33 protein-coding genes and 1 tRNA gene are annotated in these 26,191 nt (G+C 49.9%); 22 read left to right on the plus strand and 12 right to left on the minus strand.

Going from position 1 to position 26,191, the window contains the following annotated elements; translation table 11 throughout:
* Nucleotides 1-82: 82 nt before the first annotated feature.
* From ACJJJB_RS01345 to ACJJJB_RS01355, 3 genes are all read right to left on the minus strand, one after another.
* Nucleotides 83-958, minus strand: a complete 876-nt coding sequence (locus ACJJJB_RS01345) for a hypothetical protein (RefSeq protein ID WP_445365552.1) — start codon at nt 956-958, stop codon at nt 83-85.
* A gap of 70 nt (nt 959-1,028) precedes the next feature.
* On the minus strand, nt 1,029-3,548 hold the full coding sequence (locus ACJJJB_RS01350; RefSeq protein ID WP_445365553.1) for a TcfC E-set like domain-containing protein: 2,520 nt from the start codon (nt 3,546-3,548) through the stop codon (nt 1,029-1,031).
* A gap of 44 nt (nt 3,549-3,592) precedes the next feature.
* Nucleotides 3,593-4,117 (minus strand): hypothetical protein, encoded by a 525-nt coding sequence (locus ACJJJB_RS01355; RefSeq protein WP_020412054.1) that lies wholly within the window; start codon nt 4,115-4,117, stop codon nt 3,593-3,595.
* A 277-nt stretch (nt 4,118-4,394) separates the two neighbouring features.
* On the opposite strand from ACJJJB_RS01355, the gene gltX reads away from it, so the two are divergent.
* The 3 genes from gltX (at nt 4,395) to ACJJJB_RS01370 (ending at nt 7,110) form a co-directional block, all read left to right on the plus strand.
* Nucleotides 4,395-5,870 (plus strand): glutamate--tRNA ligase, encoded by a 1,476-nt coding sequence (gene gltX, locus ACJJJB_RS01360; protein ID WP_020412055.1) that lies wholly within the window; start codon nt 4,395-4,397, stop codon nt 5,868-5,870.
* Nucleotides 5,871-6,030: 160 nt separating this feature from the next.
* Nucleotides 6,031-6,106 (plus strand) — tRNA-Ala (locus ACJJJB_RS01365).
* Nucleotides 6,107-6,357: 251 nt separating this feature from the next.
* Nucleotides 6,358-7,110, plus strand: a complete 753-nt coding sequence (locus tag ACJJJB_RS01370; RefSeq protein ID WP_445365554.1) for a hypothetical protein — start codon at nt 6,358-6,360, stop codon at nt 7,108-7,110.
* 93 nt (nt 7,111-7,203) lie between these two features.
* Here the strand turns inward: ACJJJB_RS01370 and ACJJJB_RS01375 are convergent, their stop codons facing one another.
* From ACJJJB_RS01375 to ACJJJB_RS01410, 8 genes are all read right to left on the minus strand, one after another.
* Nucleotides 7,204-8,409, minus strand: coding sequence for a tyrosine-type recombinase/integrase (locus ACJJJB_RS01375; protein ID WP_445365555.1), 1,206 nt, complete (start codon nt 8,407-8,409; stop codon nt 7,204-7,206).
* A 35-nt stretch (nt 8,410-8,444) separates the two neighbouring features.
* Nucleotides 8,445-8,690, minus strand: coding sequence for a hypothetical protein (locus ACJJJB_RS01380; RefSeq protein ID WP_157533347.1), 246 nt, complete (start codon nt 8,688-8,690; stop codon nt 8,445-8,447).
* Between the two features lie 18 nt (nt 8,691-8,708).
* Nucleotides 8,709-8,936, minus strand: coding sequence for a hypothetical protein (locus ACJJJB_RS01385; protein ID WP_445365556.1), 228 nt, complete (start codon nt 8,934-8,936; stop codon nt 8,709-8,711).
* Between the two features lie 88 nt (nt 8,937-9,024).
* Nucleotides 9,025-9,312, minus strand: coding sequence for a phage antirepressor KilAC domain-containing protein (locus tag ACJJJB_RS01390; RefSeq protein WP_445365557.1), 288 nt, complete (start codon nt 9,310-9,312; stop codon nt 9,025-9,027).
* Nucleotides 9,309-9,473 (minus strand): hypothetical protein, encoded by a 165-nt coding sequence (locus ACJJJB_RS01395; RefSeq protein ID WP_020412065.1) that lies wholly within the window; start codon nt 9,471-9,473, stop codon nt 9,309-9,311. The genes ACJJJB_RS01390 and ACJJJB_RS01395 overlap by 4 nt, the downstream gene beginning before the upstream one ends.
* A gap of 168 nt (nt 9,474-9,641) precedes the next feature.
* Nucleotides 9,642-9,944, minus strand: coding sequence for a DUF7673 family protein (locus ACJJJB_RS01400; protein WP_445365558.1), 303 nt, complete (start codon nt 9,942-9,944; stop codon nt 9,642-9,644).
* A complete protein-coding gene (locus ACJJJB_RS01405; RefSeq protein WP_445365559.1) occupies nt 9,941-10,132 on the minus strand; it encodes a hypothetical protein in 192 nt (63 codons plus the stop codon). The genes ACJJJB_RS01400 and ACJJJB_RS01405 overlap by 4 nt, the downstream gene beginning before the upstream one ends.
* On the minus strand, nt 10,129-10,470 hold the full coding sequence (locus tag ACJJJB_RS01410) for a response regulator transcription factor (RefSeq protein ID WP_445365560.1): 342 nt from the start codon (nt 10,468-10,470) through the stop codon (nt 10,129-10,131). Before ACJJJB_RS01410 ends, ACJJJB_RS01405 begins: the two co-directional genes overlap by 4 nt.
* Before the next feature lie 130 nt (nt 10,471-10,600).
* On the opposite strand from ACJJJB_RS01410, the gene ACJJJB_RS01415 reads away from it, so the two are divergent.
* Nucleotides 10,601-11,065 carry a hypothetical protein gene (locus ACJJJB_RS01415; protein WP_445365561.1) on the plus strand — a complete coding sequence of 155 codons (465 nt, stop codon included), beginning with the start codon at nt 10,601-10,603 and terminating at the stop codon, nt 11,063-11,065.
* A gap of 45 nt (nt 11,066-11,110) precedes the next feature.
* Here the strand turns inward: ACJJJB_RS01415 and ACJJJB_RS01420 are convergent, their stop codons facing one another.
* On the minus strand, nt 11,111-11,785 hold the full coding sequence (locus ACJJJB_RS01420; protein WP_445365562.1) for a LexA family protein: 675 nt from the start codon (nt 11,783-11,785) through the stop codon (nt 11,111-11,113).
* 96 nt (nt 11,786-11,881) lie between these two features.
* Between ACJJJB_RS01420 and ACJJJB_RS01425 the strand changes: the two genes are divergently transcribed.
* The 18 genes from ACJJJB_RS01425 to ACJJJB_RS01510 all read left to right on the plus strand — a co-directional run bounded on the left by ACJJJB_RS01425 (nt 11,882) and on the right by ACJJJB_RS01510 (nt 26,182).
* A complete protein-coding gene (locus tag ACJJJB_RS01425) occupies nt 11,882-12,139 on the plus strand; it encodes a transcriptional regulator (protein WP_445365563.1) in 258 nt (85 codons plus the stop codon).
* A gap of 136 nt (nt 12,140-12,275) precedes the next feature.
* Nucleotides 12,276-12,995 carry a helix-turn-helix domain-containing protein gene (locus ACJJJB_RS01430; RefSeq protein WP_445365564.1) on the plus strand — a complete coding sequence of 240 codons (720 nt, stop codon included), beginning with the start codon at nt 12,276-12,278 and terminating at the stop codon, nt 12,993-12,995.
* A 335-nt stretch (nt 12,996-13,330) separates the two neighbouring features.
* Nucleotides 13,331-13,993, plus strand: a complete 663-nt coding sequence (locus ACJJJB_RS01435) for a hypothetical protein (protein ID WP_445365565.1) — start codon at nt 13,331-13,333, stop codon at nt 13,991-13,993.
* Nucleotides 13,994-14,146: 153 nt separating this feature from the next.
* Nucleotides 14,147-14,671 (plus strand): hypothetical protein, encoded by a 525-nt coding sequence (locus ACJJJB_RS01440; RefSeq protein ID WP_445365566.1) that lies wholly within the window; start codon nt 14,147-14,149, stop codon nt 14,669-14,671.
* Nucleotides 14,672-15,006: 335 nt separating this feature from the next.
* On the plus strand, nt 15,007-15,402 hold the full coding sequence (locus tag ACJJJB_RS01445) for a DUF5675 family protein (RefSeq protein ID WP_445365567.1): 396 nt from the start codon (nt 15,007-15,009) through the stop codon (nt 15,400-15,402).
* Nucleotides 15,402-15,758 (plus strand): hypothetical protein, encoded by a 357-nt coding sequence (locus tag ACJJJB_RS01450; protein ID WP_445365568.1) that lies wholly within the window; start codon nt 15,402-15,404, stop codon nt 15,756-15,758. Before ACJJJB_RS01445 ends, ACJJJB_RS01450 begins: the two co-directional genes overlap by 1 nt.
* Complete coding sequence (locus tag ACJJJB_RS01455) at nt 15,755-15,985, plus strand: holin (protein ID WP_245556633.1); 231 nt, start codon at nt 15,755-15,757, stop codon at nt 15,983-15,985. The genes ACJJJB_RS01450 and ACJJJB_RS01455 overlap by 4 nt, the downstream gene beginning before the upstream one ends.
* Nucleotides 15,975-16,694 (plus strand): hypothetical protein, encoded by a 720-nt coding sequence (locus tag ACJJJB_RS01460; protein ID WP_445365569.1) that lies wholly within the window; start codon nt 15,975-15,977, stop codon nt 16,692-16,694. Before ACJJJB_RS01455 ends, ACJJJB_RS01460 begins: the two co-directional genes overlap by 11 nt.
* 86 nt (nt 16,695-16,780) lie before the next feature.
* Nucleotides 16,781-17,302 (plus strand): hypothetical protein, encoded by a 522-nt coding sequence (locus ACJJJB_RS01465; protein WP_445365570.1) that lies wholly within the window; start codon nt 16,781-16,783, stop codon nt 17,300-17,302.
* Nucleotides 17,247-19,271, plus strand: coding sequence for a terminase gpA endonuclease subunit (locus ACJJJB_RS01470; protein ID WP_445365571.1), 2,025 nt, complete (start codon nt 17,247-17,249; stop codon nt 19,269-19,271). The genes ACJJJB_RS01465 and ACJJJB_RS01470 overlap by 56 nt, the downstream gene beginning before the upstream one ends.
* A complete protein-coding gene (locus ACJJJB_RS01475) occupies nt 19,272-19,487 on the plus strand; it encodes a DUF6148 family protein (RefSeq protein ID WP_445365572.1) in 216 nt (71 codons plus the stop codon).
* Nucleotides 19,487-20,974, plus strand: a complete 1,488-nt coding sequence (locus ACJJJB_RS01480) for a phage portal protein (RefSeq protein WP_445365573.1) — start codon at nt 19,487-19,489, stop codon at nt 20,972-20,974. Before ACJJJB_RS01475 ends, ACJJJB_RS01480 begins: the two co-directional genes overlap by 1 nt.
* Nucleotides 20,975-20,983: 9 nt before the next feature.
* Nucleotides 20,984-23,038, plus strand: coding sequence for a ClpP-like prohead protease/major capsid protein fusion protein (locus tag ACJJJB_RS01485; protein WP_445365574.1), 2,055 nt, complete (start codon nt 20,984-20,986; stop codon nt 23,036-23,038).
* Nucleotides 23,039-23,125: 87 nt separating this feature from the next.
* Nucleotides 23,126-23,497, plus strand: coding sequence for a capsid cement protein (locus ACJJJB_RS01490; RefSeq protein WP_445365575.1), 372 nt, complete (start codon nt 23,126-23,128; stop codon nt 23,495-23,497).
* A gap of 7 nt (nt 23,498-23,504) precedes the next feature.
* Complete coding sequence (locus tag ACJJJB_RS01495; protein ID WP_445365576.1) at nt 23,505-23,804, plus strand: head-tail joining protein; 300 nt, start codon at nt 23,505-23,507, stop codon at nt 23,802-23,804.
* A gap of 285 nt (nt 23,805-24,089) precedes the next feature.
* On the plus strand, nt 24,090-24,365 hold the full coding sequence (locus tag ACJJJB_RS01500; RefSeq protein ID WP_444904251.1) for a hypothetical protein: 276 nt from the start codon (nt 24,090-24,092) through the stop codon (nt 24,363-24,365).
* 566 nt (nt 24,366-24,931) lie between these two features.
* Complete coding sequence (locus ACJJJB_RS01505; protein ID WP_445365577.1) at nt 24,932-25,477, plus strand: hypothetical protein; 546 nt, start codon at nt 24,932-24,934, stop codon at nt 25,475-25,477.
* Nucleotides 25,478-25,939: 462 nt separating this feature from the next.
* A complete protein-coding gene (locus ACJJJB_RS01510) occupies nt 25,940-26,182 on the plus strand; it encodes a hypothetical protein (protein ID WP_445365578.1) in 243 nt (80 codons plus the stop codon).
* The last annotated feature ends 9 nt before the right edge of the window (nt 26,183-26,191 follow it).

A 26,191-nucleotide genomic window follows, 5' to 3' on the forward strand; every position in this document is an offset into this window, starting at 1 on the left:
ATATAGCGACTAATAAAGTTAGTGGCTTTTTATATTTTTCTGCCTTGAGAGGTTTTATTTGACGCTGGCTCCTGTGGTAAATCTACTGGCTACTAACCGTCACCGTCAAAACATCGGTATAAAACGGTTCGTTGGCATTTTCCCAGTCTGACGGGGAGACGCTGATATAGATTCTCGCGTTGTCAGAAATACAGGACTCATCAGTCCTGCGGGAGAAGCTACCAGGCACGTCCCCGAGTCCCCCGGGCGCTATGCCGCTGGTGCCCGTTAAGTCATCTGAGAAAGTTACTGTATAGGGTATATTTTCGCTTGATCCACCTAACTCATAACCGCTGCTTCCACCACCGCCGGTACTGCCATTACTACTGCTAAGGTTAACGGTATAGTTGGAGAATCCGATACCGCCTACACAGAAATCTTCTGATCCCTTAATAATCTGGCCCAAAGTGATGCCTGAATTACTCAGGTCGATATCTCCCAGGTTGCGAATAGTAATATTTGGTTCTACTTCCAAGACTATGTCGAACTCTATGGTTTCTGTATCAATGGGGAAAATTAAAAAATACTGGCTTAGTTCCATTTGAAAGTTGCCAGAGTATCGACTGGAAGATGGAGTGAGAGAACCATCTACCTCGACAGAAAGAAAAGCACCTGTATCGGTTGTGGTACCACCAAAGGAGCCGGCCAGAACTCCTGGATTTAATACCTCTGTAATGCCTCCGTTGGAAGTGAATGTTATAGAAATATCAATCTGCTCTCCGTTATCTGAGACCAGTGAAAAAGTATTGCCGTTTAGCGGTGATATTTCTAAATAGTACGACCAGGCATTACCGCGTCGATGACTGCGTAAGGTGAAAGGGATATCCTTGGGGTCTGTTTCGTAATTTAAAGTGTGGGATCCCCCAAGATTACAAGTGCGTAAACTACCATTACTGGAACAACTGGTCTGCGAATTCACTGGTAAGCTCAATCCCATAGCTAGGATAAGCATAAAATAAACAGGCCAAATAGCTTTTTTTAGAAGTGTTTTATTGGCGTACACCTTTTGCCTCCGAGGTGTATTCGATTTGGCAAAGAGCGCGAGATTGCTCAATGGTGCCTAGATTTAGCCAGTTTTCCCCACCGGATTGGATTTTTATAGGGATGCGGCAGTTACTCCAGGTAATTTCCTGGGCGGTTAGAGTTTGCTGGTCGCCACTCACTTCCAGTTGGAAAACGCCATATTGATCGGTAACAGTATTGTGGTCGCCGATGAAAACCTGAATGTTGGCTATTCCTATGCCTTCATCGCTTAGTCGGCCTAAAACCAGTGTTTGGGGCAAGATCTGGTAGCTCGCTGAACTTACGTTGCCGGGATAAAGGGTGACAGTTTCACTTCTCTCGCGAAAATCAAAGAAGCCTTGTTCAAGCGGGCGCAGTGACAAATCGTAACTTTTAAAAGCCGGTAGATTAATAACAGATTTGTTACCACCCTTGGCATAGCCGCGCCGAACACCATTCACCAGTACTTCAAAATTTTGTTGATCACTTCCTTCAATATCGACAATAACTGCGCTTTCCAATGCCCTTTCGCCTCCCCAGGCCAGCTCTCGACCTGTGGAAATCAAGTTGGTGCTAAAGCCTCCCAGATAATTAATGGCATCACCCTGATCATCATGAGTAAAACCGACAGTGGCACTTGCATAGCCCATATGTCCCGCCAGGTGGGTACGGCTTTCCAGGTAATTTGCCCCCGGTGCTTTTTCAACAAAGAGTTTCTGCTCAAACTCTGGTGCCCATAAGTCACGGTCACGCCAGCGGGTATGAAAAGCCAACCGTTCCCCGTCTGTTCCGCTATCACTATTCTCACTGTGCAAATTAGCGGTGTGCTGCCAGTGCTTTGATCGCAGGCGGAACTCGATACCAAGGTTGGAATATTGCAGCCCATCTGCTTTGCCGTAGGAGAAGCTGGCATTGCCTAGCCAATTTGCGCTTTGAAAGAAAGTGCGGCGAAACTCCAGGGTTGTTAGTTTACGTGCTCCATCGGCAGTGTTATCCAGAGTGAAATCACTGGGTAATAGATTTTGAGCTTTGTCCCGCTCGCTATGGCGCAGGGAAAGATGCCCACCCAGAATACCGCTTTGTAAGCTAAAGCTGCGCTGGGAATACCCTCCGGGTAAAAGCTGATAGTTGTTATCGAAAGGCCGCTGGTCTTTTGCTGGAAGCCTGGCCTCCATCGCATTTATGGTGGCAAAAGGCGTTTTGATTAGAGCTTGAAAACGGTGGCCATTACGGCCTTCACTGGTAGTAACCAGGCTTGGGGAAAATTCCAGATATTGCCCCACCCAGCGCAGGCCAACCTCTGCCAGTTGTTGCTTCTCGGTGGTAGCTACTGACGCGAATAGTCCTGTGCCGGTTGAAAGGCGGCGCGCAATCGAGCCTTGAACCAGTCCTTCATCATAATACTCGGGCAAAGTGCCGGTATTGTAGGGTAGAGTGGGTAACCCTGCTTGGAAGCTCCACAACCACTCTCCCGGAGCCGGCAGCAACGAGTCCTTGGCAAAAAATTCTGTGTGCTGGCTGAGTGCTCGCCCGGTCTCATCATATGTACGAATCTCCACTTCATAGGCACCATGCGGCATAGTGGAGGTATTTAATAAACGGTTACCTGCCTCCAATAGTTCTGTGTGAACCAGGCGCTTATCCCGATAGACTTCAACCCGCCCGCGTACTGGCATATTAATTTCCAGTGGGGCTCCTTGCTGGTACTTAATATCGGTACGGCTTCGCTGGGAGTTTCGCAACTCCAAGCCGTATATAGTCTCTTTAGACTTAAAAAAATTAAGCCCACCTTGTGGCTGCAATAACCCTATTGAATAGGCCTGCCCACGAAAATCCCTGCTCCAGTGCAAGTTATGAAGCCGGCCACCCTGTTCTGTTGCGTTGGACCAGAGGCTGTGCAGCGCGCTCTCACCAAAACTGATAATGGTATTGCCGCTCAATGTTGCCTGGTAACTATTTGGGCCCCAATCACTTTCGACACCACTCCAGGTGCCACTTAGATTCTGAATTACAGAGAAGTCACTACTGGCAGCCGGTAAGTAAGGGTCTTTAATCGCTGCCTGCAGAGGCAACAGCTCGGGTGCAAAAAACAAATCAAGCCGAAAACGCTCTTCGTCATAGATAACTGCGAACTCCTCAGGCAGCAGGTATCCACAGTTCACTTGTCTAGCCGAGTGACAGATATATTGTGTATTTTTGGACTGGCTTGTTCCCAGTAAAGTGAGTACCCGTTCGGGGTCATTCACTTCTGGCAGAAGGACGAGTACAGATTCGGGGGAATCAAAGCGGATACGGTTAGACTCTACTGAAACCTGCGCGGCCCCAATTTCCTTACCACCGTAATAGAGATCAACCACAAGATGTTCGGAGACTAGCAGCGCATCAAACCCTTCCGGCGCTGATGTTTCCAGCAAGAAGGTAGCCGCTGTTGCCGCTAGGGCATCAGATTGAAGGGCTTGCGCCAAGCAAAAAGCCAGCGCCAGCCCTCTCGGGTGACGTCCTGCCATAAGGAGCTGTCGGAGCAGTTGCTAGAGTCCAACTGCCCTCTAAATTACTCGGAAGCTACGGTAATTTCGAGAATATCAGTGTAAGTTGTGCCATTTAGCACATCGGGCTGCTGCCATTCATTTTGATCCACAGTTACTTGGAAATGAGCATTGTCTGAGCCACAGGAAGCAGCCTGTCTATCCAAGTTGGTAACGGGAGTACCGCTTGTTACTTCCTGATAGAGATTAGAGGTGTCGTTTACGAAGCCAACGCTATAACCGACATCTATACCATTCCCCTTCAGGTTAAATGCAGTATCACTGTCAGTGTTATCACTTTGAAATGTGATACTAAATTTTGAGAAGCCGAAGCCGGCCACACAAAAGGTATCGTCACCTTCTGCGCTGTCACCAAGATCGTCAACTGTAATTAGGATGTCTTCGACTCCACTAATTTCAATTGCAGGGGTAATGCTCAGGGTGATTGTACTATCTGCACTAGCGCCAGCAGCCATTGAGGTCGTTGAAGCGCTGAAGAGTAAGCCTGCTGCGACTGCAGAGACCAGAGAACGAACTACATTTTTTTTCATGGCCTATCTTCCTGAGCCGTTGATTTATCATTTTGAGGAAAAGTTGCTCACGGAAATCCCTGCACAATAAGGGCTATTGCGTTAGTCAAGCTATTCCATGTTTATGGCGGCAATCATACTTTTTTCGTGAATCAAGTCACGTCAATTGTGTACTTTATTTGAGCTATGGCACGAAAAGCATCTTTTTGTTGAAAAAATACCGCCTGGGCCCAGGGGCAAGCCAGCGCTATAATCCCGCGCCTTAACAGTCCTTTATCTATCTTCTATCAGGTTTGTCATGACCGTAAGAACCCGAATTGCACCTTCACCAACCGGTGATCCCCATGTTGGTACTGCCTATATCGCTCTCTTCAACCAGTGTTTTGCCCGCGCACAGGGTGGCCAGTTTGTACTTCGTATTGAAGATACCGATCAGCAGCGCAGCACCCCGGAATCCGAGAAAGCGATTCTCGACAGCTTGCGCTGGTTGGGTTTGGATTGGCAGGAAGGGCCCGATGTAGGAGGTCCCCACGGCCCCTACCGCCAGAGCGAACGCGGTGATATCTACAAAACTTACTGCGACGAGCTGGTACAGAAAGGACATGCCTTCCACTGTTACCGTACTGCGGAAGAACTGGAGCAGCTGCGTGAAGGATTGCGCGAAGCAGGGCGCACTTCACTGAAGCCCAGCGACCTCGCCCTGCCGGAAGAAGAGGTAGAGAAGCGCCGCGCCGCCGGAGCGCCTTATGTTGTGCGCATGAATGTGCCTGAGAGCGGCACTTGTGTAGTGGAAGACCTGCTGCGCGGTACTATCGAGATTGACTGGGCTCAGGTAGATGCCCAGATTTTGCTCAAGTCCGATGGAATGCCCACTTACCACCTGGCGAATGTGGTAGATGATCACCTGATGGAGATCACCCATGTACTTCGTGGTGAAGAGTGGATTAACTCTGCGCCCAAGCACAAGCTGCTGTATGAATACTTTGGGTGGGAAATGCCGGTGCTCTGCCACTTACCGCTGTTGCGCAACCCGGACAAGACCAAGCTGTCCAAGCGTAAGAACCCCACCTCTATCCTCTATTACCAGCGCGCCGGCTTTATGCCCGAAGCCCTGCTGAACTATCTGGGCCGCATGGGCTGGTCCATGCCGGATGAGCGTGAGAAGTTCTCCCTCGAAGAGATGCTGGAACACTTCGACATCCAGCGTGTCTCCCTGGGCGGCCCGGTATTCGATGTGGAGAAGCTGTCCTGGCTGAATGGCCTGTGGATTCGCGAGCTGGAAAACGAGCAGCTCGCCGATCGCCTCACCGAGTGGATGTTTAACCGTGACAATCTGCTCAAGGTGCTGCCACAGGCCAAAGAGCGTATGGAGACCTTCGGAGATTTTGCTCCTCTGGTTAGCTTCCTCGCCTCCGGCAAATTGCCCCTGACCGAAGAGAGCTTCAACGGTAACAAGCTACCCCTGGATGACCAGAAGAAACTGCTGCAATTTGCCCTGTGGCGCCTCGAAGCCCTGCGTGCTTGGGATAAGGACAGTATCTTCCAGGCAGTGAAAGCCCTGTCCACAGCCATGGAAATCAAGCTGAAAGACTTCAACGCCCCACTGTTTGTCGCCATCAGCGGCACCACCGCCTCCTTCTCTGTGATGGAAGCCATGGTACTCCTGGGCCCCGACCTCAGTCGCGCCCGCCTGCGTCAGGCAATCGACGTACTGGGCGGCGCCGGGAAGAAGGTGCTGAAGCGCTGGGAAAAGGAGTACGCTGGGCTCAATTAAGGCTTTGCTGCCTTCATAGCCCTTGGAATTGACAGCTTCTGAGGGCGTCCATTGTTGGCAGCTAACTAATTGATTAAAAAGTTATTTTTTCTGTTGACAGGCGCCTAAACCTTGCTAAAATGCGCCCCGCTTTCGACGGAAACGTCAGGCAGCAGAATTTGGGGCTATAGCTCAGCTGGGAGAGCGCAACACTGGCAGTGTTGAGGTCAGCGGTTCGATCCCGCTTAGCTCCACCAAATTTCCCTTGTGCTTCAAGGGGTTGTAGAAGAAAAGAAATTGACTTCTGCAAGGTGCACACAAACTGCACATAAACCCGTACACAAACTTACGGGTGAGAAAAAAGGGCCTTTCGGCCCTTTTTTTATGCCTGAAATTCCTGCCCATATTTGTTTGTCAGTTGTTCCATAGATGAATTTCTCTCGCTTTAAGGCGGGAAGGGTCTTTATCTTTTGCCGATGTTGTTGATTCTAAGGAGAGAGTCTGAGTAATGAGTGATAATGGCGAGAGCATCTCAAAGGTTTTTAGAGAGCCGGTCCTGGTTGAGCTTCAAGATTCAGTCAAGAAGGTCAGGTCCAATGTTGTATTGGTTAGTTTTATATCCTTAATCATGACTTTTGGTGGTGTAAAAATAGATCCTGAGTCCACTTTTTTTGGATTAAAGTTCACCGGTTTGAGTAATGACCATATTTATAACGGGTTGCTGATTATCATTATTTATTTTTTGTTTAATTTTTTGTGGAGCATGTATGAGGCCTTTCAAGAGTGGGAGGTTCGTGTAACAGGGATTAAAATGGCCTATGGATCAAAAGGGACTTCTCAAGATGCTTATGAGGAAAATTATCCATCGGACCCGCGTAATGCCTCGCTTTACCATTGGTGGTCGACACAGGCAGAAAAGATAGGATCTATAGAGGAAGAAGTATTGTCTGCTATTGAAAGTAAAGCAAAAATTGAAGAGGCAATTTATAAACTGAAAAAAGAAGGTGTTGAGTTAACAAGAGATGCTGAAAATATCCCTGCTTTGCTTCATAGAAATAATACGAAGTGGGATTCCATACAAAGTTCTATTCGAGTAATTCATAAAGCGATCTCAGCAGATAATATTTCGGGTCCGCTGAAGGTTTTTGACCGGAGGTATCGTTATTTTCTGCATGCTCAAAATATGAGAAGGTTAGTTTTTGATTTTCTTTTTCCCAGCTTTCTTGCGGCTTATGCTATTTTCATGCTTATTTCTTCATAAAAAGCTTAATTGAAAACAATTTTTTTCCTACCCTAGCGTGGGAGCATTGATAGTGATTGAGGCTTATTCATCCGTTTGGTTGCTCAAAGCATGTTAATAAAATTCCCTTCCTATTGCCTGCTCATCCAAATAGATACTAATCTCCTCATAATCAATACCATGTCCCGCCTGATAAGACTGCGTAACCCGCTCATCAGTATGCGCCATCAATTGCTGCACTGACTTCACGTCATACCCCATTCGCTTAAATCGGTCTGAGGCGAGACTGCGCACTTCATGGAAGCTGGGTGGGGTTTGGTTTTTAGGTAAGCCGATATAGAGTCCGGTAGCGTTGCGGACTTCAGTGAACATATCGCTAAGTCGGTCTGGGCTTACCTGGCAAACATGCTCTTTAGTTTTTCCGGTGCGCCGTTGCTTAGGTGTGTGGCTCAGTATGTAGGGGCAGCGAAAGTTTCTGATGCTCAGTTCTCTTGCCCGGCCAATAAGTTTGCCTAGCTGCTGATGTGTCGTTAGGTTAAAGCTTAAGTGGCTGGCTGCGAGGCTATCTCGCTGGGCCTCGGACTTGTTAATTGTTTTACGTAGATGATTACCTTGAAGGTGCTTATCAAAACGCAGCTCGCAGATATCAGCGCGGCGCATGGTGGTGAGCATGCTGATACCCATAGCAATTTGAAGCGCTTCATAACCAAGCTCTTCAGCTTTTTCATAAATGGCCCAGTAAGCCTCCAGTGAGAGGCGCTGTCGTTTCTTGGTGGGCTTCCCTTTTTCCAATAGGCGAGGGCGGTCGTCTGCGGTGGTGAAGGGGTTACTATCGAGTTTGCATAAACCTTCTGCCATTAGGTAATTAAAAAATTTATTAAACTCTGCACGGCGTGCGTGTTGTTGATGGTAGGTAAGGGATTCCCACCATTTGCGTAAATCAGCTAGTTTGGCTTTGTGTATAGGAATAGCCCCGAAAGCTTCGCCAAACCGTTTCAGGGCGTTACAGCGGTTGCGCCAGCTGGCTTTACTGGGTAAGCGTGGGTCGTTCTCTGTTCGCCATTCTATATAACCTATGGCGTGATAGGCGAAGCTTGCTCTATCTGGAACCTTGATCGGTTTTCTTGCTACTTGCTTGCCGCGTTGAGCATTGGCTTGCTCGGCCATTCTTATGGCGTCTTCAAGCGAGGCTGTGAATACTTTATCTCTAAGGTCTGGGCGGCGGTAGCGCCAATAATTCTCACGTCCCCGTGGGTCCGGGTAGAGGTTATCGGGTAGTAGAGTGTCGCCCCACATGCGGGGCTTTTTGGGTCTGGCCATTTCCTTGCTCGACTGCAGCTTTGTTGGTGTTGTTCTTAGCCTGCCAGCAGGTCTAGCCCGCTTTTAGGCTGGCCATCGTTGATGGCGGTATTCTGAGCTGGGCTTTTGCCGGTGTGATCGCGTATGGCGAATCTGTCGGCATCGACATAGGGTTCCCCGGCGATGATTTGGCCGGGGATATGTTCGGCAGTGATCCATTCAATGATTTTGTCCCTACCAGGGCGAGAGCCTAATTCAAATTGCTCTCTGGCCCAGGTAGTGCCTTTAACTAGCTTACCCACAGGGCAGCCCTCCGTGGCTTATTCAGGTAAAGCTCGTTCCTTTAGTTCACCGTTAACAATGCTATAGCTGGTGAATGTATCGGTTTCTTTATCGAAGATTTGTACCCAGTATTTGAAGCGTTTTTCTTTGGCAATTTGCTTTGCTTTTCTCTTTGCTTCTTCTAGGGTTTCTGCTGACAGCCGGAAATCTTTAGCACCACCCATTAGTAAGTTATAACTGCCGCAAAATAGTGCATACCTTTTCATTGGGTTCTCCCATTTTAAAAAGGGGCTCCGTACCGGCAGCCCAAGGATGGTTACCTCTGACTGAATGCGCCGGGGCGCGGTTAAATCTTTAGCTGGCCTGGGGGATGGTTCCTTTTTCGATTAAGTCCCGAATCCACACCATGCCTTTCGATGTCACTTTGGTGTTGATATACGGCACCTTAACTGGGCCGCGGTTGTACTCAGCGTTTTCTGCAACTAACAGCCCCTGTTTTACCGCGGTCTTTGTGGGTGAATTGCGCATGGGTTCGCGGTTGTGCAAAAGGTCATTATTGCGTAGCAGTTTCAACAGGTTATTCCTGCCCATGTCCAGCGTTCGGGCGGCTTGAGTGATTGTGAATAGTTTTTCCTTTTTCACGCTGCCTCCTGGTTATCCACAGTTTGTTTTGGGGGCTGACCTTGGATAGCTTCAGAGAGCGCGGCTATCTGCTCGCGCATGCCGTTTATTTGTAACTGCTGGGTTTCTACCGTGGCCATCAGGTCTTGGGTGATTTGCAACAGCTGGGAGAATTCATTCATGGCCTGTGCCTACCACTTTCTTGAACTTTCTTTCACGGCCTATTGCCGGCTCCCAGTACTTGCAGAGCTGGCAAGCCCAGCCGCGTAATAACAGCTTCCCGTTAAATACTGGCTCTGCGAGTTTTCCACAGAGGGGGCAGCGTATTCTTGGGAGCTGCTGGGCCTGGTTCACGCTGCTCCCTTCCTTTGGGTTTCCAGGTGAGACCACTCGACACAAAGACTGCGAAACTTTTTCTCGCCTTGTGCAATGACGTTTTGGGGTTCTTTACCTTGGTAGCGAAGCGTAATTACGTTGAGCGCGTGCTGATAGTTATCCCCATCCAGTAGAGCAAGTTCGGCAACGGGGACCGTGAAATCATTGCTATTCCAGGCCGAAAGCAATACCTGGGCGGCAATTGCACTAGCGCCGGAGTAGCCGTTGGCTACGGTGAGTAGGGTTTCCACGCTTTGTTTTGGGTTGAAATTACTCATGCCGCATCACCTCCAAATGGAGACCAATCGTCATCTTGCTTGGGTGTATCCGAAGTTGGTTTGGTCTGTGTGGCTACTGCGTGACGGCCTTTATGAATTGCGGCACAGATTGGCCCGGTACAACCATTTGGGCGTTTGATACCGCGTTGAGTTTGAGCTGTTGGGAGTACATAGACTGTGGCGGTCATACGATGCCCTCGCGGTTATTGCGGATGCGAATAGTTCGAATAGTGGGGCGGCGTTGGATACGGGTGCGTAATTGCTCCTGTGCATCGGTACCAATACCGCTAAGAACTGAGGCGATTAGGGCGAACTGAATTAATCCGTGCTTTACCGCTTTGGCTACGGCTTCAGTGCTATTGCGGGCATGCAGCTTGTAAAAGCATTCCGCCAGCAGGTTAGTGACATTGGCTACAGAGCACCGCATAGCTTCGGCGGTCTCTTTGTTGGAGAGCCCGCGGGCGCGATGTGTAAGCGCTTCAGCTTGGCGTGGCGCCAATGGCCTTAGATTGCTGGCTGTGTGCATTTTGATGCCCTGTCCTTGGTTAATAATTACAGTAGCCGAAAGTTAATTATTTAGTCAATAGCCGCAAGTTAATTTTTTAAAAGGTCCTCTCCTTGATATGCTCAGGGAGCGCTTATCACGGAGGATAAGAATGAAAAAACTAAGACATGCAGTAGTAGGAGTTCTGCTAGCGGCTGGACTTGGTGGCTGTAGTGCAACGAACGAGACGCCAGCGATTATTAGTGAGTACTTTGCTTTAGAGCACCTTTCAACAAAGCAAGAAGTATTGAGTAAGGCGAGGCAAGCTTTGTTGCGGGATGGGTTTCAGATTTTGTCCTCTGATTTAGAGGCGGGTTATATCTCTACATCCCTAAAAAACTGGAAACTTACGCCGGAGCAGGCCAATTGTGGTGCAAATGAGGGGAGGGATTATTTAGAGGATAATTTCACCAAGACAGAAGTTGCCTTTAATGTGGTTGTTGATGATAGGGATGTGATTGTTCGTTCAAATATTCAGGGCGAATACTTACCGGGGAAGCCGGCTCAAGATCTTACTTTGAACTGTGTTTCTCGCGGTGTTATTGAAGTTGAGATGGTCAAAAAGATTCTGTTGTGATTCTCAGCATTCAAAAAGGCCCGCTACTGCGGGCTTTTTTGTGTCCTACTCAGGAGTGTAGGAGCCAATAATTACGCCACAAAAGGATATATCTTTGCCTGTAACTTCCATCGGGGAGTAGGTTGGGTTGATGGGTCGTAGATAAATATGGCCCATGTCTTCTGCATAGCTTTTGAAGGTGACCTCACCATTTATTTTGGCGATAACTCGGCAGCCATTGGTCAGAGGTTTGTCGGGGTCGACAAAAATGATTGTCCCTTCTGGATAAGAGCGCTGGCCTGGATAGGGACTTGTCATGCTATCGCCATTCACTCGTAATGCGTAAGCGCGGTCTGAGTGAGCAGCGGGGCAGGGCAGCCAAGCTTCGGCTTCCCCAGGCTCTAGTAGGTCTACAGCTTCACAAAATGCTCCCGCCTGTACCCAGCTAATCAGTGGGATTCTTCCTTGGATTCGTGGTCCTTGCGTAACATTGCTTCCCTCCTTGAGGCCTAGCTCACCAGGCCCACTGCCGGCGCCGGTAAGCAGCCAATCTACAGATACTTCGAGAGTTTCTGCAATCCGTGTGGCGGTGCTCATGCGTGGCAGTTTTTCGCCGTTGCGGTAGCTCCAAATAGTTACGGTACTTACATCAAACAGGCGCGCTAATGCTTCCTGCGTGTCCTCCACGCCGGCATGAGCGACTGCCTGTTTAAACCGCTTTGCAAAGTCAGGATGTTTCATGAAGACATATTAGCTACAAGTTAATTAATTAGCGGCTATTGATTTTGGGTAGCCGAAAGTTAATACTCGGGCTATTGATGGCAAGGAGGGGCCGAGATGAGCCAGCAAAGGAGCGACTCAGTACTTGATGATGCTGTGAAGGTGTTGGGGTCATCAGCCAAATTGGCGCGGGCTATTGGAGTTTCCCCAGCTTTTGTCTCCCAAATGCGTAGTGGGGCTAGGGCGATACCTCCGAAACTCTGTAAAAAAATCGAGCTAGCTACTCAGCGGGTTGTTACCCGTGCTCGCCTGCGCCCTGATGTATTTGGTCCTTTGGACGACCAAGTAAGTGTTGAAATCCAGCAAGCAAGCTAACCGAACGGGAGTTTGCTGGCGAAACCTGAAGAACAATCATTTTCAAATCCCTCTGTTGTGACATGGTGATTCTGCTGCTTGTGGAGTAGGGCGGTAATCCGGTGCGCTATATGGGAATTTATACAGGAGGTGCGTAGTGAGCTTTGAAGCTGCGGCATGGGCCATTAAACGCAGGACCAGAACACCAACAGCAAAGCTGGTTTTAATCGCGTTGGCCGATTGCCATAACAGTGATACCGGGCAGTGTGATCCGGGCAATGCCTACCTGGCCGATGTTGCGCAATGCACAAAGCGTTCGGTGATTAATGCCATCGAAGAGCTAGAAGAATTGGGCTACCTGAGCGCCGAAAAATCCAACGGGCGCAGAACCAATTATGACCTCTTTTTACACGTAAACCGGTGCAATGATTTCACCGGTGAAAAATCTTCACCGGTGAAAATAAAACACGAACCGGTGAAATCTGTGCACCCAACCGGTGAAAATGACAACACGCCCTTCTCTATAGAACCAGTAAGAACCAATAAGAAACCAGTAGAGAGAGGCACAGTTCCAAAACGCGCCAACCCCAAGCGCGGCACTCGCTTGCCTGGAAACTGGGTTCTCACGGACAAATTCCGCACCGAAGCCCAACGCCTCCGCCCAGACCTGATCCCCCGAATCCACGACATTGCCGAAAGCTTCCGCGATTACTGGATATCCCAACCCGGCCAGCGGGGCGTAAAACTCGATTGGCTCGCCACCTGGCGCAACTGGCTAAAACGCGAGAAGTACTTCGCACCCCAACCCCGGGGGTCAGGGCAACAGCGAACACGGAGTCTCAGCGCAGTCGAAATCGCAACGGATACCAACTGGTAAAACCCAATCACCAAGGAGAGCTCACCATGTGCACAGTCACCATCCCAGAAGCCATCGCAAGGATTTCCACAACCAACCCCAGCAGCCCCCTAGCCGTATTCCGCACTAAGTACGCTCACCTTGTGGAAGTCGTGTTCGCGAATACGGTGGTTACCCAATTCTGGATAAACCAGGGGCATATAAATTACCTCGGCACGTATCACCGAGATAATTTGCACGCGGCTGAAAGGCGGTTTCAGGATTATTTCGAGAGCATGCCGAAGGCAGCATGATGGGACGCTTGGCTGGTTTTTGGTTGCTTGATAATTGCTTGATAATTGCTTGGGGGGCATGACATGAGATTCGATAGTGCTAGACAAGCGTGGCACGACGCCTTTGATAGCTCCACAGCTGCATTTGATTATGAAGCCATGGGCGGCAGAAGTACGGTTTCCTCAGCTGGGAGAGGGCGAAAAGTTGTAATTCGCGGAGAGGTACAGGGCAGGGCCAACCAAGTTATTTGCCGGGTTGCAGCCCCAGCACTAGTTGCGAAAGAAACCCCCGGAGCCAAGGACAGCAGCAACCGTATCATGGATGCCTGCGAAAAGGGCTTGATTCAAGATGTAGTCGCCAAGCTGCGAGCAAGTGATCCACTAGCCTACTGCTGGGGCATGGCCGCCTACGCCCCGCCAGCCGCAAGAGTTAAAGAGCGGGCAGCACTACTGCAATACTTGATGTCTGAGTTTGACCAGTGGGAGGAGCCACACCCGCGAGAAAAGGTGAGCCAGCTGGCGCTTTTTTGTATCAATGCTTGTGCACTGCGCGATGTAAATGGCCGAGTAATAGACCTGGGCCATGCGCGGACAATTTTAGGATGTGACAAAAAGCGTTGGGATAGGGAGTGGGTAAAAATTTGGAAACGTTTGCAGCGGCGTTTGGACCCATTACCCGCAAGAGCTTTAGGGCCTGTTTCTGAAGTTGTACAGGAGTACAGAGGGCGGCTTAAAGCCGCTTGTTGACAGCTTTGTCCTGAGTAGGTATAAATTCCCCAGAATGCGGTTTTTCCGCTTTGCAGAATAAAACCGGCCTCTGAGCCGGTTTTTTTTACGCTGTTAATTTCTAAATCTATTGAGCGAATGTATGCACATGGAAATATTGGACGTAAAATTCTCATGAACTATTTTTATATAATTTTTTTAATGTTGTTAAGCATAAGCAGTTTAGCTTCTAATGATACTTCCTTCATGGAGGTGAATAATAATTCAAGCCATGAAAAAATCTCGAAGATTGATAGTGCAGACCAGAGCACTAGAGATGAAGCAAGGATGGGTGCTGAATTAGATAATTGTATGAGCTTACTTAGAGATAAAGCAGTAGCTTATGCTTCTAGTCCTAATGGTATGAGTATAGATAAGCTTGTATATAAGGGAAGTCTAGATGATGAGTATAGTGTATCTAGAACACTGAGATCCATAATGAAGAGTGGTGTAGAGGAAATATCCTATTTTACACTAGAAGCTTATAATGCTCGCTATGGAGCTTCTCCTATACCCAATGTAAGAGATGAAATAGAACCAACGCATTTAATTTTTATTAAGCCGAATGGTAATAGATTTTCCAGTGGTTTAAGTTTTCCTGCTGGTCGCTCAGGTGATGTTTGTTATTTCCTTGAACCTGAACTTTTAGTTATTGACTGATATATGTAAATGTTAATGGCGGTTGTCTAAGCGCAAGGATTTTTCAGGATATTTTAAGTTGTTTATCTTAACTCATTTGCGGGGAAGAGTTTTGGAGTAGTATTTGAGTTGGAGAAAAAGGGTCAAGAAGCGATTTAAAGTAGTCTGTTGACAGTTTTGTCCTGAATAGGTATAAATTCCCCAGCATGCGGTTTTTTCCGCTTTGCAATAAACCCGGCTCCCCAGTCGGGTTTTTTCGTTTCTGTCTTACTGTTTTTCATTACTCCATCACCTGTACTTGGCGGCGTTCTTGTGGGCGTCGTTTTTTTATTCCTTAGCTCTGCGAGCGGAAATTCATGAATTGCAATCTGCAACGATTCGCCTATGGGCCTGAAGCTACATTGGGGCGGCTGAGAGTGCGCGACTGTATGTTTTATACGGTAGAGCGCCCGTGGTTGGGTAATCGTCCGTTCGAGAGCTGTATTCCTGAAGGGGTTTATTCCTGTAATCCGTATAACTCACCTAGGTTCCCCAATGTGTGGGAGCTTCAGGAGGTTCCTGGCCGTACAAAAATATTGATCCATACCGCTAATTATTCGGCGGATGTGCAGGGCTGTATTGGTATTGGTTCTGGCCTGGCTCCCGGTGGCTGGTGGGTGATGCAATCCCGTAAGGCAATGCAACGGTTGCGAGAGCTGCTGCCCACCGAGTTTGATCTGACAATTACACACTATGTGCCGGAGTATCCGTGATGGGTATTTGGTCTGGAGTTAAGGGTTTATTTGCTGGCCCCGAGTCTGCGGGCAAGGTGCTGGATGCCACTGTAAATACCGTGGATGCGGTATGGTTTACCAGTGAGGAAAAATCCCGTTGGTATCTCAAGTACCTGGAGGCAACGCAGCCTCAGAACCGGGCACGGCGATTAATTGCCTTTTTGGTGACATTAGTTTGGGCGTTACTGGTTTTATTTATTGCAGCGGCCATGGCTTTTAAGGCGCCTTTTGTAGCAGACCTAAAGGGCCTGCTGGTTGATGTGGTTGTGCAGCCTTATAGCATCATCATCGGCTTCTATTTCGTGAAGTCGTGGGTGAGTGAGGTTAAGCGGTGAACACTGTAGCTCAAGAGGCAGCGAGGGAAGCCATGGTTCAGAAGGTCGCCAGTGCAACCACTACGGTTGCTGCGGGTACAGCGGTAGTCGGTGGATATGCAGCACAAGAGTTATTGGCGGTGGGTGGTTTCTTGATTGCTTTGAGTGGGTTCATTGTGAACTGGTATTACAACCATAAGCGCTTGAAGCTGCAGGAAAGGCAGCAGGACGGGGACGATGGACGTTAGTGTAAAGCTGGATACTTCAAAGTTTGATCGGGCATCTGCTGAATTAAAAAAGCAGTTACCTTATGCCAGTTCGGTTGCCCTAAATAACGTGGCCTTTCGTATACGGGGAGAAGAGCGCTCAGCGATGGGGCGGGTATTTAAAAACCCGGCAAAGTTAACGCTGAACTCTGTATTGGTAAAGAAAGCCACGAAGCGTTCTGGCATTGCCAAAGTCTTTATCCGTGATCAGGTTTCCAACGGTACAGCCCCTAGCAAATATCTAGCCCCATCGGTCATGAATGTGAACCGAAACGACAAGCGCTTTGAGCGTGCCCTTCGATATATGGGTGTCCTGCCTGCTGGTATGTATGTGGTGCATGGCGAGGCGGCGAGATTAAACAAGCACGGGAATATATCGGTCGGAACCTATAAAAAAATCCTGGCTGAACTACGGGGTAACCCTGGCTCTACAAGTGGGGCAGGTAGTGCGCAGGGTAAGAAAGGGAAATATTTCGTCGGCAAAGTTAACGGTGTCTTAGGGGTATGGAAGAGGGCAGGGGGTAAGCGCCGGCCAACGGTTAAGCCCATTCTGATATTCCTCAAGGGGAAGCCAGATTACCGCAAGCGATTCCCTTTTATTCGAATAGCTGAAGGCATAGCCCGTAGGCATTTGCCATTAGAGCTTGATAAGGCCATGGACCATGCGATTGCGACCGCAAAGAGACGTTGAACGGGTCCTCCTGAGGGGGCCAACACACGGGTAATTCGAACCCCGCTTTTTTAACAGATATCTGAAATTTCCTAGGGGGTTATACCTTGGCTGGTGATATCTCTCTTGATGATCAGGCCACTCAATTGGGCTTTGCTCGCTTGGTTGGCGCTACTCAACCGGCTATTGCCAAACACTACAAGGCAGAGGTTTTTACTGTAGGTGCCAGTTTCAGAGTTTGGCTTCATGAATATTGCGAGCGACTGCGAACTGAGGCCGCTGGCCGCCAGGCGAACGAAGCTCGAAATCGTCGTGATATGGCTCAGGCAGTTGAGTCAGAGGCAAATGCGCAATTAAAAATGCGTGAGCTTTACCGGCAAGACCAATTAATTCTGGATATTGAGTCCGTACGCAAGGCGATGGTGGAGTGGTCCACCATTGGCAAGAATGAATTTTTAGGAGCGGTGGAAAGCATCGTTATTGCTATCGAGAGCCAGCATGCCATTACCATCGATCGCGAACCCCTACAGCCAAACATTGACGCTGCCCTCAAAGCTATTGGCAGTTACGAAATTGAATCTGAAGAGGCTGGTAGAGGAGGTGCGCCAGGCCTGGATACCGCAGCCTAAAATCCCGCTGATCGAGTGGTTGCCGGACAATATCAAACTGCCCTCGGAGGATAGCGATAACGCCGGCTATTACCGCAACGATTATGTGCCCTATTTCTGGGGCGTAATGCACGCACTGGATAATCCAGTGTCGTGGATGGTGGTGATGCAGAAAGCCGCGCAGATCGGTTGGACGGTTTTGCTGGCTACCGATATCTGTAAGGTCGCCGTGACTGACCCGGCCCGCATCCTGATGCTGTTTCCCAAGGATGAAAAAGGCCGGCTGTTTATGGATGAAAAGCTGGTGCCGATTATCGAAGGCTCTCCAGCGGTGAATCGGGTGATCGATGTCACTACCAGCCGCAAAGGTGGCAGCCGCTCGACGCGCAAGAAATTCCCCGGTGGTGAGGTGCGCACCATTGGCTCCAACTCGATTTCCAATGTGAAATCCACCTCAGCCCGCCGGGGCTACGTGGAGGAGCCAGACGATACCAACAAAGATGTCGGCGATCAGGGTGATTCTATTCGCCACCTGCGCGAACGTCTCAAGCGCATGCGCAATAAGAAGTTAATTATCGGTGGCACTCCGGCGGTTGCTGATCTTTCCCAGGTAGAGCATTACACCAAGCTCGGCACCATGCGCGTGCTGCCGGTGACCTGCCACGACTGTGGCGAGTCCCATGTACTGGATTGGGAAAACGTCAGCTGGCTGGAAAAAGAAGGCGGTACACCACACCCGGTATTCGGCCTACACCAGCCGGAAACTGCTATCTATGGATGCCCGGAATGCGGCAGTCGCTGGGACGATTACCGCCGCCAGGCCAATATCCTGCAGACCTGTAATACCGCGCGGGAGAATGGCGATGACTTTGCCGGTTGGGAAAAAACCCAATGTGGCGAAGGCTTTGAGCCGGATGAAATCGAACCGATAGAAACCTTTATGGAGCTATCGGAACTCTATGTGTGTATTCCTGGCACCGGCCTTGCCGATGTGGTGCGGGATTTTCTCGAAGCCGAACACGAAGCCAAAAGCGGCGATGAGTCCGCGCGCATCGTATTCCAAAACAACAAGCTGGGCCGGCCCTACCAGTACGCCGCCAGCCGCCTGTTAGACCATGAAAAGCTGCAAGAAGCCGCTGAGGATTACCCGGAGTTATTCTGTCCTGCTCCTGGCCTACTGGTAACGGTCGGTATCGATGTGCAGCATGACCGCCTCGCCATCAGCATCCGCGCCTTTGGCCGTAATGAAGAATCCTGGCAAATGTTCTGGGGCGAGATCGATGGCGATACCGCCGACAAGAAGGATGATTGCTGGGCTGCCCTGGATAAGCTGGTGTTCCAAAGCTTTGGGCATGAGCGCTTCGGCGAGATCCGCGCAGCGGCAGTCAGTATCGATTCTTCTGATGGCGGCACCAGCAATGCGGTCTATCACTGGGTGAGAACCCGGGATAAAAAATATCGTGGTGTGCTGGTGATGGCTATCAAAGGCGATAGTAACGACTTCGGCACCAAGGAAATTTTCAACCAACCCCGGCAAGTCGAATTTAATAATCCCAAGCGCCGCACCAAGGCCGACCGCTTCGGGGTGAAGGTTTATATCGTTGGCACCCACAAGGCCAAAGACCTAATGGCCAAGCGTTTGCTGGGCACCAGTGCTTATATGCACAGCTGCAAATATGTAAGGCAGGACTACTGGGAGCAGGTCACAGCAGAGGTCAAAGCCCCCAGCAAGAAAAACCGAGGCAGGGAAACCTGGCAGCAGCGCCCCGGCCGGCCCAACGAGGGCACCGATACCGAGGTCTACGCTCTGCACGCAGCCCATGCCATGGGTATGCATAAATACAATGAGAAAAAGTGGTCCACCATCGAATCGCGCCTGGGCCAGCGCACCCTGTTTAGCGAACCTCAACAAATACCCGAACAACCCAAGCCAGCCACTAAAAATCCACGGCGGCCATCACAGCCTGCCGGCTCCCTACTGGATAGCTAAATGTCTAAAACCGCACAGGAAATGGTAGACCTCTATATCGAGGCCGAGATAGACGTGCTCGCCGGAAAAACCACGGTGATTAATGGCCGTCAATTTACCGCCGAGAACCTGCAGGAAATACGCGCGGGTAGGCAGGAGTGGGAAGGCCGCGCACATCAAGAAACCTTAAAGGCCGCCGGCAAACGCCGTGGCCCCGCCTACGCGAATTTTTGCTAATGAACAAACTGGATTCTGTAATCGGGTTTTTTGCACCCGAGGCTGCCCTGCGCCGTGTGCAAGCCCGGCGAGCCCTGGATATTGCCGCCGCCTATGAAGCTGCAAAGCCAAGCCGACTGAGAAAAAACCCAGGTGATAACCGTAGTGGTGATTTGGTACTTGAGGGCAGTGTGGAAGTGCTGCGCGGCCAGGCCAGGCACCTGGAGCAAAACCACGATTTTGCCTTTGGCATTCTCACCACACTGGTGAACAACATTGTCGGCCCGCGCGGTATCGATGTGGAATTCCAGCCCAAAACCTGGGATGGCGATATCCATGAGGGCCTAGCCGGCCAAATGAATGAAGCCCATCAAGAATGGGCACGACGTCCCGAATGTACCCGGCAATTTAGTTGGGGCAAATCACAACGGCTGCTGTGCAATACCTGGCTGCGCGATGGCGAAACCCTGATGCGGCATTTGCAGGGCACGGTCCCCGGCCTAAAGCACCGTACTGAAGTGCCTTACACGATTGAATGCTTGGAACCGGATTTTTTGCCAGTGGATTACAACGATCCCAGCAAACGCATTGTTCAAGGCATCGAAAAATCTGCTTGGGGTGAGGCTAAAGGATTCTGGCTGTACGACGAACATCCGGGCGCCTCCCTGAACTGGCGTATGAAACGCAGACGCCACAGCGCCGACCATATCGAGCACCTGAAGTTTGTGCGCCGTCTGCACCAAACCCGTGGGGTTTCCATCTTTGCAGCGGTAATGAATCGCCTCAACGATATAAAAGACTATGAAGAAAACGAGCGCGTTGCCGCCAAGATTGCCTCGGCCATGGTGGGCTTTATCCAGAAGGGTAGCCCTGATAATTATGACGCTGATTCTTATGATGAGAATGGAAACCGCACCCTCGATATCCGTGCCGGTGCCATCTATGACGATCTCCGCCCCGGGGAATCAGTCGGCACCATTCAGAGTAATCGCCCCAGTGGTCTGCTAACCCCATTTTTAGAAACCATGCACCGCATGACTGCTGCCGGCACCATGGCCAGCTTTAGCAGCATCAGCAAAAACTACAACGGGACTTATAGCTCGCAACGCCAGGAATTGGTGGAGCAGTGGACCAATTACGAAACCCTCAGCCTGGAATTCTGTGAAGAAATCGTTGAACCGGCCACCCGCCGCTGGGTGCAAATGGGTTTGCTGGCGGATGCCTTCAAAGTGCCGAGTGATGTCGATCCATCCACGCTGATGCATGTCGATTTTATTACCCCGGTGATGCCCTGGATTAATCCAGCCCATGAAGCCGGCGCCGATGAAACCCTACTGGAAAATGTTCTGGCCAGCCCACAGCAGACCATTCGTCGGCGCGGCAAGAAGCCTGACGATGTGATTAAGCAGACCGCTGCCTGGCAGAGAAAGCTGAAAGAAAACGACATCACCACTCCAAGTAAACGCGCTGCGGTCCCCGCAGAAAATACTGAGTCCGACTCTAAATAGGAAACCGCAATGCCTAAAAAATCCTGGTACAGCATCACCGCCGCTGCCAATACCAGCGAAGCCGATATCTATCTATACGACACCATCGGTTATTGGGGCGTAACTGCAAAAGACTTTGCTCGAGATCTCAAAGCGCTTGGGGATATCAGCAAGATCAATCTACACATTAACTGCCCCGGTGGTGATGTGTTCGACGGCACCGCTATTTACAACCTGCTGAAAGATCACAAAGCCGAGGTGGAAACCTGGATTGAAGGTATCGCAGCCAGTATGGGCAGCGTGATTGCCCTCGCCGGGGATACCGTCCATATCGCCGAGAACGCCTATTACATGGTGCACAACCCCAGTGCCGGTGTTCGCGGTGACGAGCGTGCCCTGGAAAAAACCAAGAGCCTGCTGGCCAAAGTTAAAGCCACCATGAAAAGCCTGTATTCCTCCCGCTCCGGAATGTCGGATGAGGAAATCAGCCAAGTGATGGATGACGAGACTTGGTATACCGGCACAGAAGCGGTAGAGGCCGGCTTCGCCACCGATACCACCGCAGCCATCGAGATGGCAGCCAGCTTCAGTGCTGATCACTTAAATCAATTTAAAAACACCCCTCAAGCCATTAATGCATTGGTCATGCAGGGGCCCACTGAATTTAGATTCCCGTCTGCGGTTGCAGGCAATTCAACCCAAACCCAAACCCAAACCAAGGAAGCGCAAGCCATGCCTAAAACCACCTCCACCACGCCAGCTGCAACCGCTGCGCCCGAGGTTACCCCAGAAATGAAAGCGCAAATTGCCGCCGATGCCAAAGCGCAATTCGCCGCCGATGAGAAAAAGCGCAAAGACGATATCACGGCCGTATTTAAAGGCTTCGAAGCGCACAGTGTTGTGATGCAGGAATGTCTCAATGATATGGACTGCACCGCCGAAAAAGCCAAAGACAAACTGCTCGAAGCCCTCGGCAGCCAAACCCCAACCCCCGTGCAAAGCTATAGCGTAGTAGTGCAGGAAGGTGAAGGCATTAAGCGCATGAAAGCCGATGCGGAAAATGCCATTGCTGTACGTGCCCTCGGTGAAAAGCGCACAGAGGGCAATGAGCTCAGCGGCTACACCATGATGGAAATTGCCCGCATCCTCATGCAGGCCCACGGCCAGAGCTTGTCCGGGCTGGATAGAATGGGTGTGGTCGCCGTAGCCTTTACCCATAGCTCTGGTGACTTCGCAACGGTGCTCGGCAATATCGCCAATAAATCCATGCTCAAAGGCTATGAAGAAGCACAGGAAATCTTCCCGCGCTTTACCAGTGTCGGCAACCTCAGTGACTTTAAACTCACCACCCGTACCGATCTGGGCAGCTTCCCCTCACTGCGCCAAGTCGCACCGGGGGCAGAATTTAAATATGTGAGTATCGGCGAGCGCGCCGAAACCGCCGCATTGGCCACTTACGGGGAACTCTTCTCCATTACCCGTCAGGCGATTATTAATGATGACCTGGGGGCCTTCACCCGAATCCCGCAAAAGATGGGCCTCGCCGCCGTGCGCACAGTAGGAGACTTGGTGTTCAGCATCCTGCTCAATAATCCCGAAATGGCAGATGGCAAAACGCTATTCCATGCGGATCATAAAAACCTAGCCAGCACTGCATCTATCAATACCGCCAGCATCGATGCCGCACGGGTACTGATGGGTAATCAAAAGGATGGCAGCGCAGTGCTCAATATCCGGCCCAAGTTCCTGCTGTGTGATATTGCCGATGAGGGTAGCGCAAAGGTTGCCCTGGAATCCGAATTCGAAGTGGGTGCATCCACCAAAAACAACACCACCCCGAACAGCGTGCGCAATATTGCTGAAGTGCTGTCTGATGCGCGCCTCAGTGGCCACAACGGCTGGTACCTCAATGCCGACCCAGTAGTGCATGACACCATTGAGGTGCTCTATCTGGATGGCCAGCAGGCCCCGGTCTTAGAAGAGCAAAATGGCTGGAGTGTTGATGGGGTCGAATTCAAAGTCCGCCTGGATGCCGCCGCCAAAGCCTGGGATGCAAAAGGCATGGTGAAAACACCCAAGACCTAACCCCAATCCCAACTGAAATTAAACCGGAAAGGGCCGCACTGCGCGGCCTTTTTTATTTCTACTGCTTTATCCACTGAGAAAAAGATTATGGCTACGAATTTTGTACAAGACGGGCGCATGCTCGATGTCACTAACGATACCAGCGCAGAGATTACTTCCGGCCAGGTAGTACCGGTCGGTGCCGTCCTGGGTGTGGCGATGGATGATATCGCCGTGGGCGCATCCGGCGTGATTGCCATTGATGGCGTATTCACCGTGCCCAAGGTATCCGCCGCAGAAATCAATCAGGGCGAACCCCTCACCTGGGTAACCGCCTCCAGCGCATTCGATAACAACGCAGCCACCGCAGCCACTGGCGATATCACCGGCTCCACCGCCTTCGCCGCAGAGGCTGCCGGGAATGGCGTTACCAGTTTTGCCGTCAAGTTTACCGGCGTACCGGGCACCGTGAAGGCCTAGGTGATCCATGGACCTGGACCAAAGAGCCGCAGAGCGCGCGTTTCGTAAATGGGGCAAGCCCGCTACCTATACCGATGGTAGCGGTGCTGAGCCTATTGATTGTCGGGTAATAAAGGATCAGGAGATCGACGAGTTCGACGATGAGGAGCGTGTGCGGGTGCCGCGTATCGAGTTGAGTCTGCTGGTCAGTGAAGTCGGGGCTTACAGCTCTGGGGCGGTGATTACGCTGGGCGGTGTGGAGTATAAGGTGCGCAAGCGGTTGTCGGATGATGGGGTGGTTAGGTGGATGGGTAGCCCAAGCGGGTAGTTCAGCACAGGATTTATGATCATTGTGACTGTTATTTTTTTGAGTTGCTCAAAATTACGAATAAATGCTTTAAAATCAGTGGGTTAAAGGGACGGTTTAAAATGGGGATAGTGGTCAAGTTGATCATTTTTCTAGATGGGCCGGTAGTGCCAAATGATCGTAATCTATTGATTTAGTGGAAGAAGATGGCGTGTTGGCGTAAATTTGTATCAGAAATAGTAGTCAAAATAATAGCGGTCATGATGACCACTATATAAATGTTATGTATGAGCAAAGAATGTAGTTATGGATGAGTTAATTGGAGAGATTGGGAAGGGGTTTTTCCGGGGTATAGGATATATCTTGGCGGAAATATTCTTCGGCACCATCTGCTACTGGACTGGCTGGCCTATCTGTAAGCTTGTCACGCTCGGTCGTTACCCTTCACCAAAACAAGTTATCTATCTAGAAGGTAATAGCGGCAATAATCATGGTTTTTGGTGCAGCGTCACTGGCCTTGTCGTATTAGTTGCAGCAGGCTTGTTTGCCACGGGACAATTTTATAATGCACAAAATACATAACAAACAGCAGCACGATCGCCCGCAAAAAAAGCAGGCTGGACGGCCTACGCTATGCTTCGGCCGCCCGTGTGCTGAGCGTTAACTGTACATGATCAAGAAAGAGATACATTTAGGGGCTCTAGAATCCAAGTTCTATGAAGAGAATGGAGAGGAGTATTACAAGGTTAATGCGATCTTCGGATCACCGATCTCATGGAGCTTCAACAATCCACTCAGCCGTATTCAAGTCGAAGAGTGTTCAGAAAGTTGCCTAATAATTCATGGAAAATACATGAGCTTGAAAATGGAGTTTTCTGAACTTTCACCAGGTCTTCAAAAATGTCGAGTAAAACCATACTTACTCGGCTTTTATCCAATAGGTGTCTACTTTGGTGAAATATCCTGTTCTAATAAAAGGCACCTACTTGAGCGCTTCGTTCACAGTTAACAAAGCAATGCAGCCGACGTCTTACTTTGTACACTTTTTGCACGGTCACTGCTCTTCCATTTTCGTACAAAAAGTGTACAAAGTAAGCCGTGTCTGATTACGGCGTTAAATTTGAGAAAACTAAGAGAAATATAAGAGTATGAATGAAGCAGAGAGGGTCTATTGGGGACTTCAACAATTTGTGTTTGCAGCGAAATTTGCTGTTTGTTGTCAAAATGAAATTATTGACTCAAGTGTTTTTCAGTCGAAATGCACATTAAATATTGATAGTGATGTGACATTTGATATACCGGAGTGGGATGCATTTAACCAAAGTGAGTTAGTGAAATCAGCTTTGAATCAGATGATGATTTCATTAGGTGCCTGCTCAATCGCAGTTGATGAGGCGTTATCAATTAGAAATGGAAATAGCAGCTATAAAAACTGGGCAGCTACCCCCTCTGATCTAAATTCCTTGCGGGAGATCATGTTTCTTATAAGGTCAGCTTATGCTCACAAGATGCCTGATGTTCATTGGCATATTAGTGGAGCAAGGACAACCGCCTTATATAAGGTTAATACCCCGGATGGATTGGTCGAATTCGACGCGAATGGTAAACATGGAACAAAGCTAGAATTATCGCACTTTGGTGGATTAAAAGGTTATATTAATTTAGTTAATTATGCCTCGGACTTATTGAAATGAATAACCGGCGTCTGAAATTTAACAAGGCGCTGTTATCGGACGCATTTTCCGCTTCGCTCCAAATCCGCCGCAAAGCGCAGCGTTAACCTCTACTCACCCCTGAGTAGCAATAAAAAACCCTACGAGTTAGCGCTGGTGGGGTTTTTTATTGCCTGCGGTAGCGGGCTGTATAGAAACCCATAGGTTGAGAGGAATGATACTGGAGTTGGTGACGGGGTATTGTCTAAACCGCCATTGGCGTGTAGTGTTGGAGGCCTAAAACTCACAAAGCGGCCTCCCGCACCCGTTAGCAGCGGTTTTTTTGCGCCCGAAATCCGTGCGTGAAATGCCAGTTATGGCGGGATGATAGGCGTAAATACAACACCTCTTTGAGGGAATAGCGCCAGGGTCTCCTTTGTGAGCCTTAGTGAGTCCCGCCGCCTCAGCAAAGCGGCACCTCTAAAATCACGAAGGAGGCCGCCCATGGCCATCACCCACGCAATCTCCCAAATCAATCACTCTCACTGTGCGCTACAGCCGGCTCATGTCCAGCAGTTGCGCGAATTACAGTATTTAAACCTGGCCCGCCAGCGCATTCTGGAATGGCCCGACTCCCCAGTAAAAAACGCCGCACTCAATGCCCTCTGTGGCGAAGAGGGCGCGGTCCTGGATGGATTGACCTACGCCGCCGAGCGTATGGCTGCGAAGCAAAGTACTGAACATTAACCACAGGAA

The organism is Microbulbifer variabilis, from assembly GCF_052468405.1.

Coding starts and splice junctions, on each gene's coding strand:
- ACJJJB_RS01350 (WP_445365553.1), bottom strand. CDS start 3,548: ATGGCAGGACGTCACCCGAGAGGGCTGGCGCTGGCTTTTTGCTTGGCG.
- ACJJJB_RS01355 (WP_020412054.1), bottom strand. CDS start 4,117: ATGAAAAAAAATGTAGTTCGTTCTCTGGTCTCTGCAGTCGCAGCAGGC.
- gltX (WP_020412055.1), top strand. CDS start 4,395: ATGACCGTAAGAACCCGAATTGCACCTTCACCAACCGGTGATCCCCAT.
- ACJJJB_RS01370 (WP_445365554.1), top strand. CDS start 6,358: ATGAGTGATAATGGCGAGAGCATCTCAAAGGTTTTTAGAGAGCCGGTC.
- ACJJJB_RS01375 (WP_445365555.1), bottom strand. CDS start 8,409: ATGGCCAGACCCAAAAAGCCCCGCATGTGGGGCGACACTCTACTACCC.
- ACJJJB_RS01385 (WP_445365556.1), bottom strand. CDS start 8,936: ATGAAAAGGTATGCACTATTTTGCGGCAGTTATAACTTACTAATGGGT.
- ACJJJB_RS01395 (WP_020412065.1), bottom strand. CDS start 9,473: ATGAATGAATTCTCCCAGCTGTTGCAAATCACCCAAGACCTGATGGCC.
- ACJJJB_RS01400 (WP_445365558.1), bottom strand. CDS start 9,944: ATGAGTAATTTCAACCCAAAACAAAGCGTGGAAACCCTACTCACCGTA.
- ACJJJB_RS01405 (WP_445365559.1), bottom strand. CDS start 10,132: ATGACCGCCACAGTCTATGTACTCCCAACAGCTCAAACTCAACGCGGT.
- ACJJJB_RS01410 (WP_445365560.1), bottom strand. CDS start 10,470: ATGCACACAGCCAGCAATCTAAGGCCATTGGCGCCACGCCAAGCTGAA.
- ACJJJB_RS01415 (WP_445365561.1), top strand. CDS start 10,601: ATGAAAAAACTAAGACATGCAGTAGTAGGAGTTCTGCTAGCGGCTGGA.
- ACJJJB_RS01420 (WP_445365562.1), bottom strand. CDS start 11,785: ATGAAACATCCTGACTTTGCAAAGCGGTTTAAACAGGCAGTCGCTCAT.
- ACJJJB_RS01425 (WP_445365563.1), top strand. CDS start 11,882: ATGAGCCAGCAAAGGAGCGACTCAGTACTTGATGATGCTGTGAAGGTG.
- ACJJJB_RS01435 (WP_445365565.1), top strand. CDS start 13,331: ATGAGATTCGATAGTGCTAGACAAGCGTGGCACGACGCCTTTGATAGC.
- ACJJJB_RS01440 (WP_445365566.1), top strand. CDS start 14,147: ATGAACTATTTTTATATAATTTTTTTAATGTTGTTAAGCATAAGCAGT.
- ACJJJB_RS01445 (WP_445365567.1), top strand. CDS start 15,007: ATGAATTGCAATCTGCAACGATTCGCCTATGGGCCTGAAGCTACATTG.
- ACJJJB_RS01450 (WP_445365568.1), top strand. CDS start 15,402: ATGGGTATTTGGTCTGGAGTTAAGGGTTTATTTGCTGGCCCCGAGTCT.
- ACJJJB_RS01460 (WP_445365569.1), top strand. CDS start 15,975: ATGGACGTTAGTGTAAAGCTGGATACTTCAAAGTTTGATCGGGCATCT.
- ACJJJB_RS01475 (WP_445365572.1), top strand. CDS start 19,272: ATGTCTAAAACCGCACAGGAAATGGTAGACCTCTATATCGAGGCCGAG.
- ACJJJB_RS01480 (WP_445365573.1), top strand. CDS start 19,487: ATGAACAAACTGGATTCTGTAATCGGGTTTTTTGCACCCGAGGCTGCC.
- ACJJJB_RS01485 (WP_445365574.1), top strand. CDS start 20,984: ATGCCTAAAAAATCCTGGTACAGCATCACCGCCGCTGCCAATACCAGC.
- ACJJJB_RS01490 (WP_445365575.1), top strand. CDS start 23,126: ATGGCTACGAATTTTGTACAAGACGGGCGCATGCTCGATGTCACTAAC.
- ACJJJB_RS01495 (WP_445365576.1), top strand. CDS start 23,505: ATGGACCTGGACCAAAGAGCCGCAGAGCGCGCGTTTCGTAAATGGGGC.
- ACJJJB_RS01500 (WP_444904251.1), top strand. CDS start 24,090: ATGGATGAGTTAATTGGAGAGATTGGGAAGGGGTTTTTCCGGGGTATA.
- ACJJJB_RS01505 (WP_445365577.1), top strand. CDS start 24,932: ATGAATGAAGCAGAGAGGGTCTATTGGGGACTTCAACAATTTGTGTTT.
- ACJJJB_RS01510 (WP_445365578.1), top strand. CDS start 25,940: ATGGCCATCACCCACGCAATCTCCCAAATCAATCACTCTCACTGTGCG.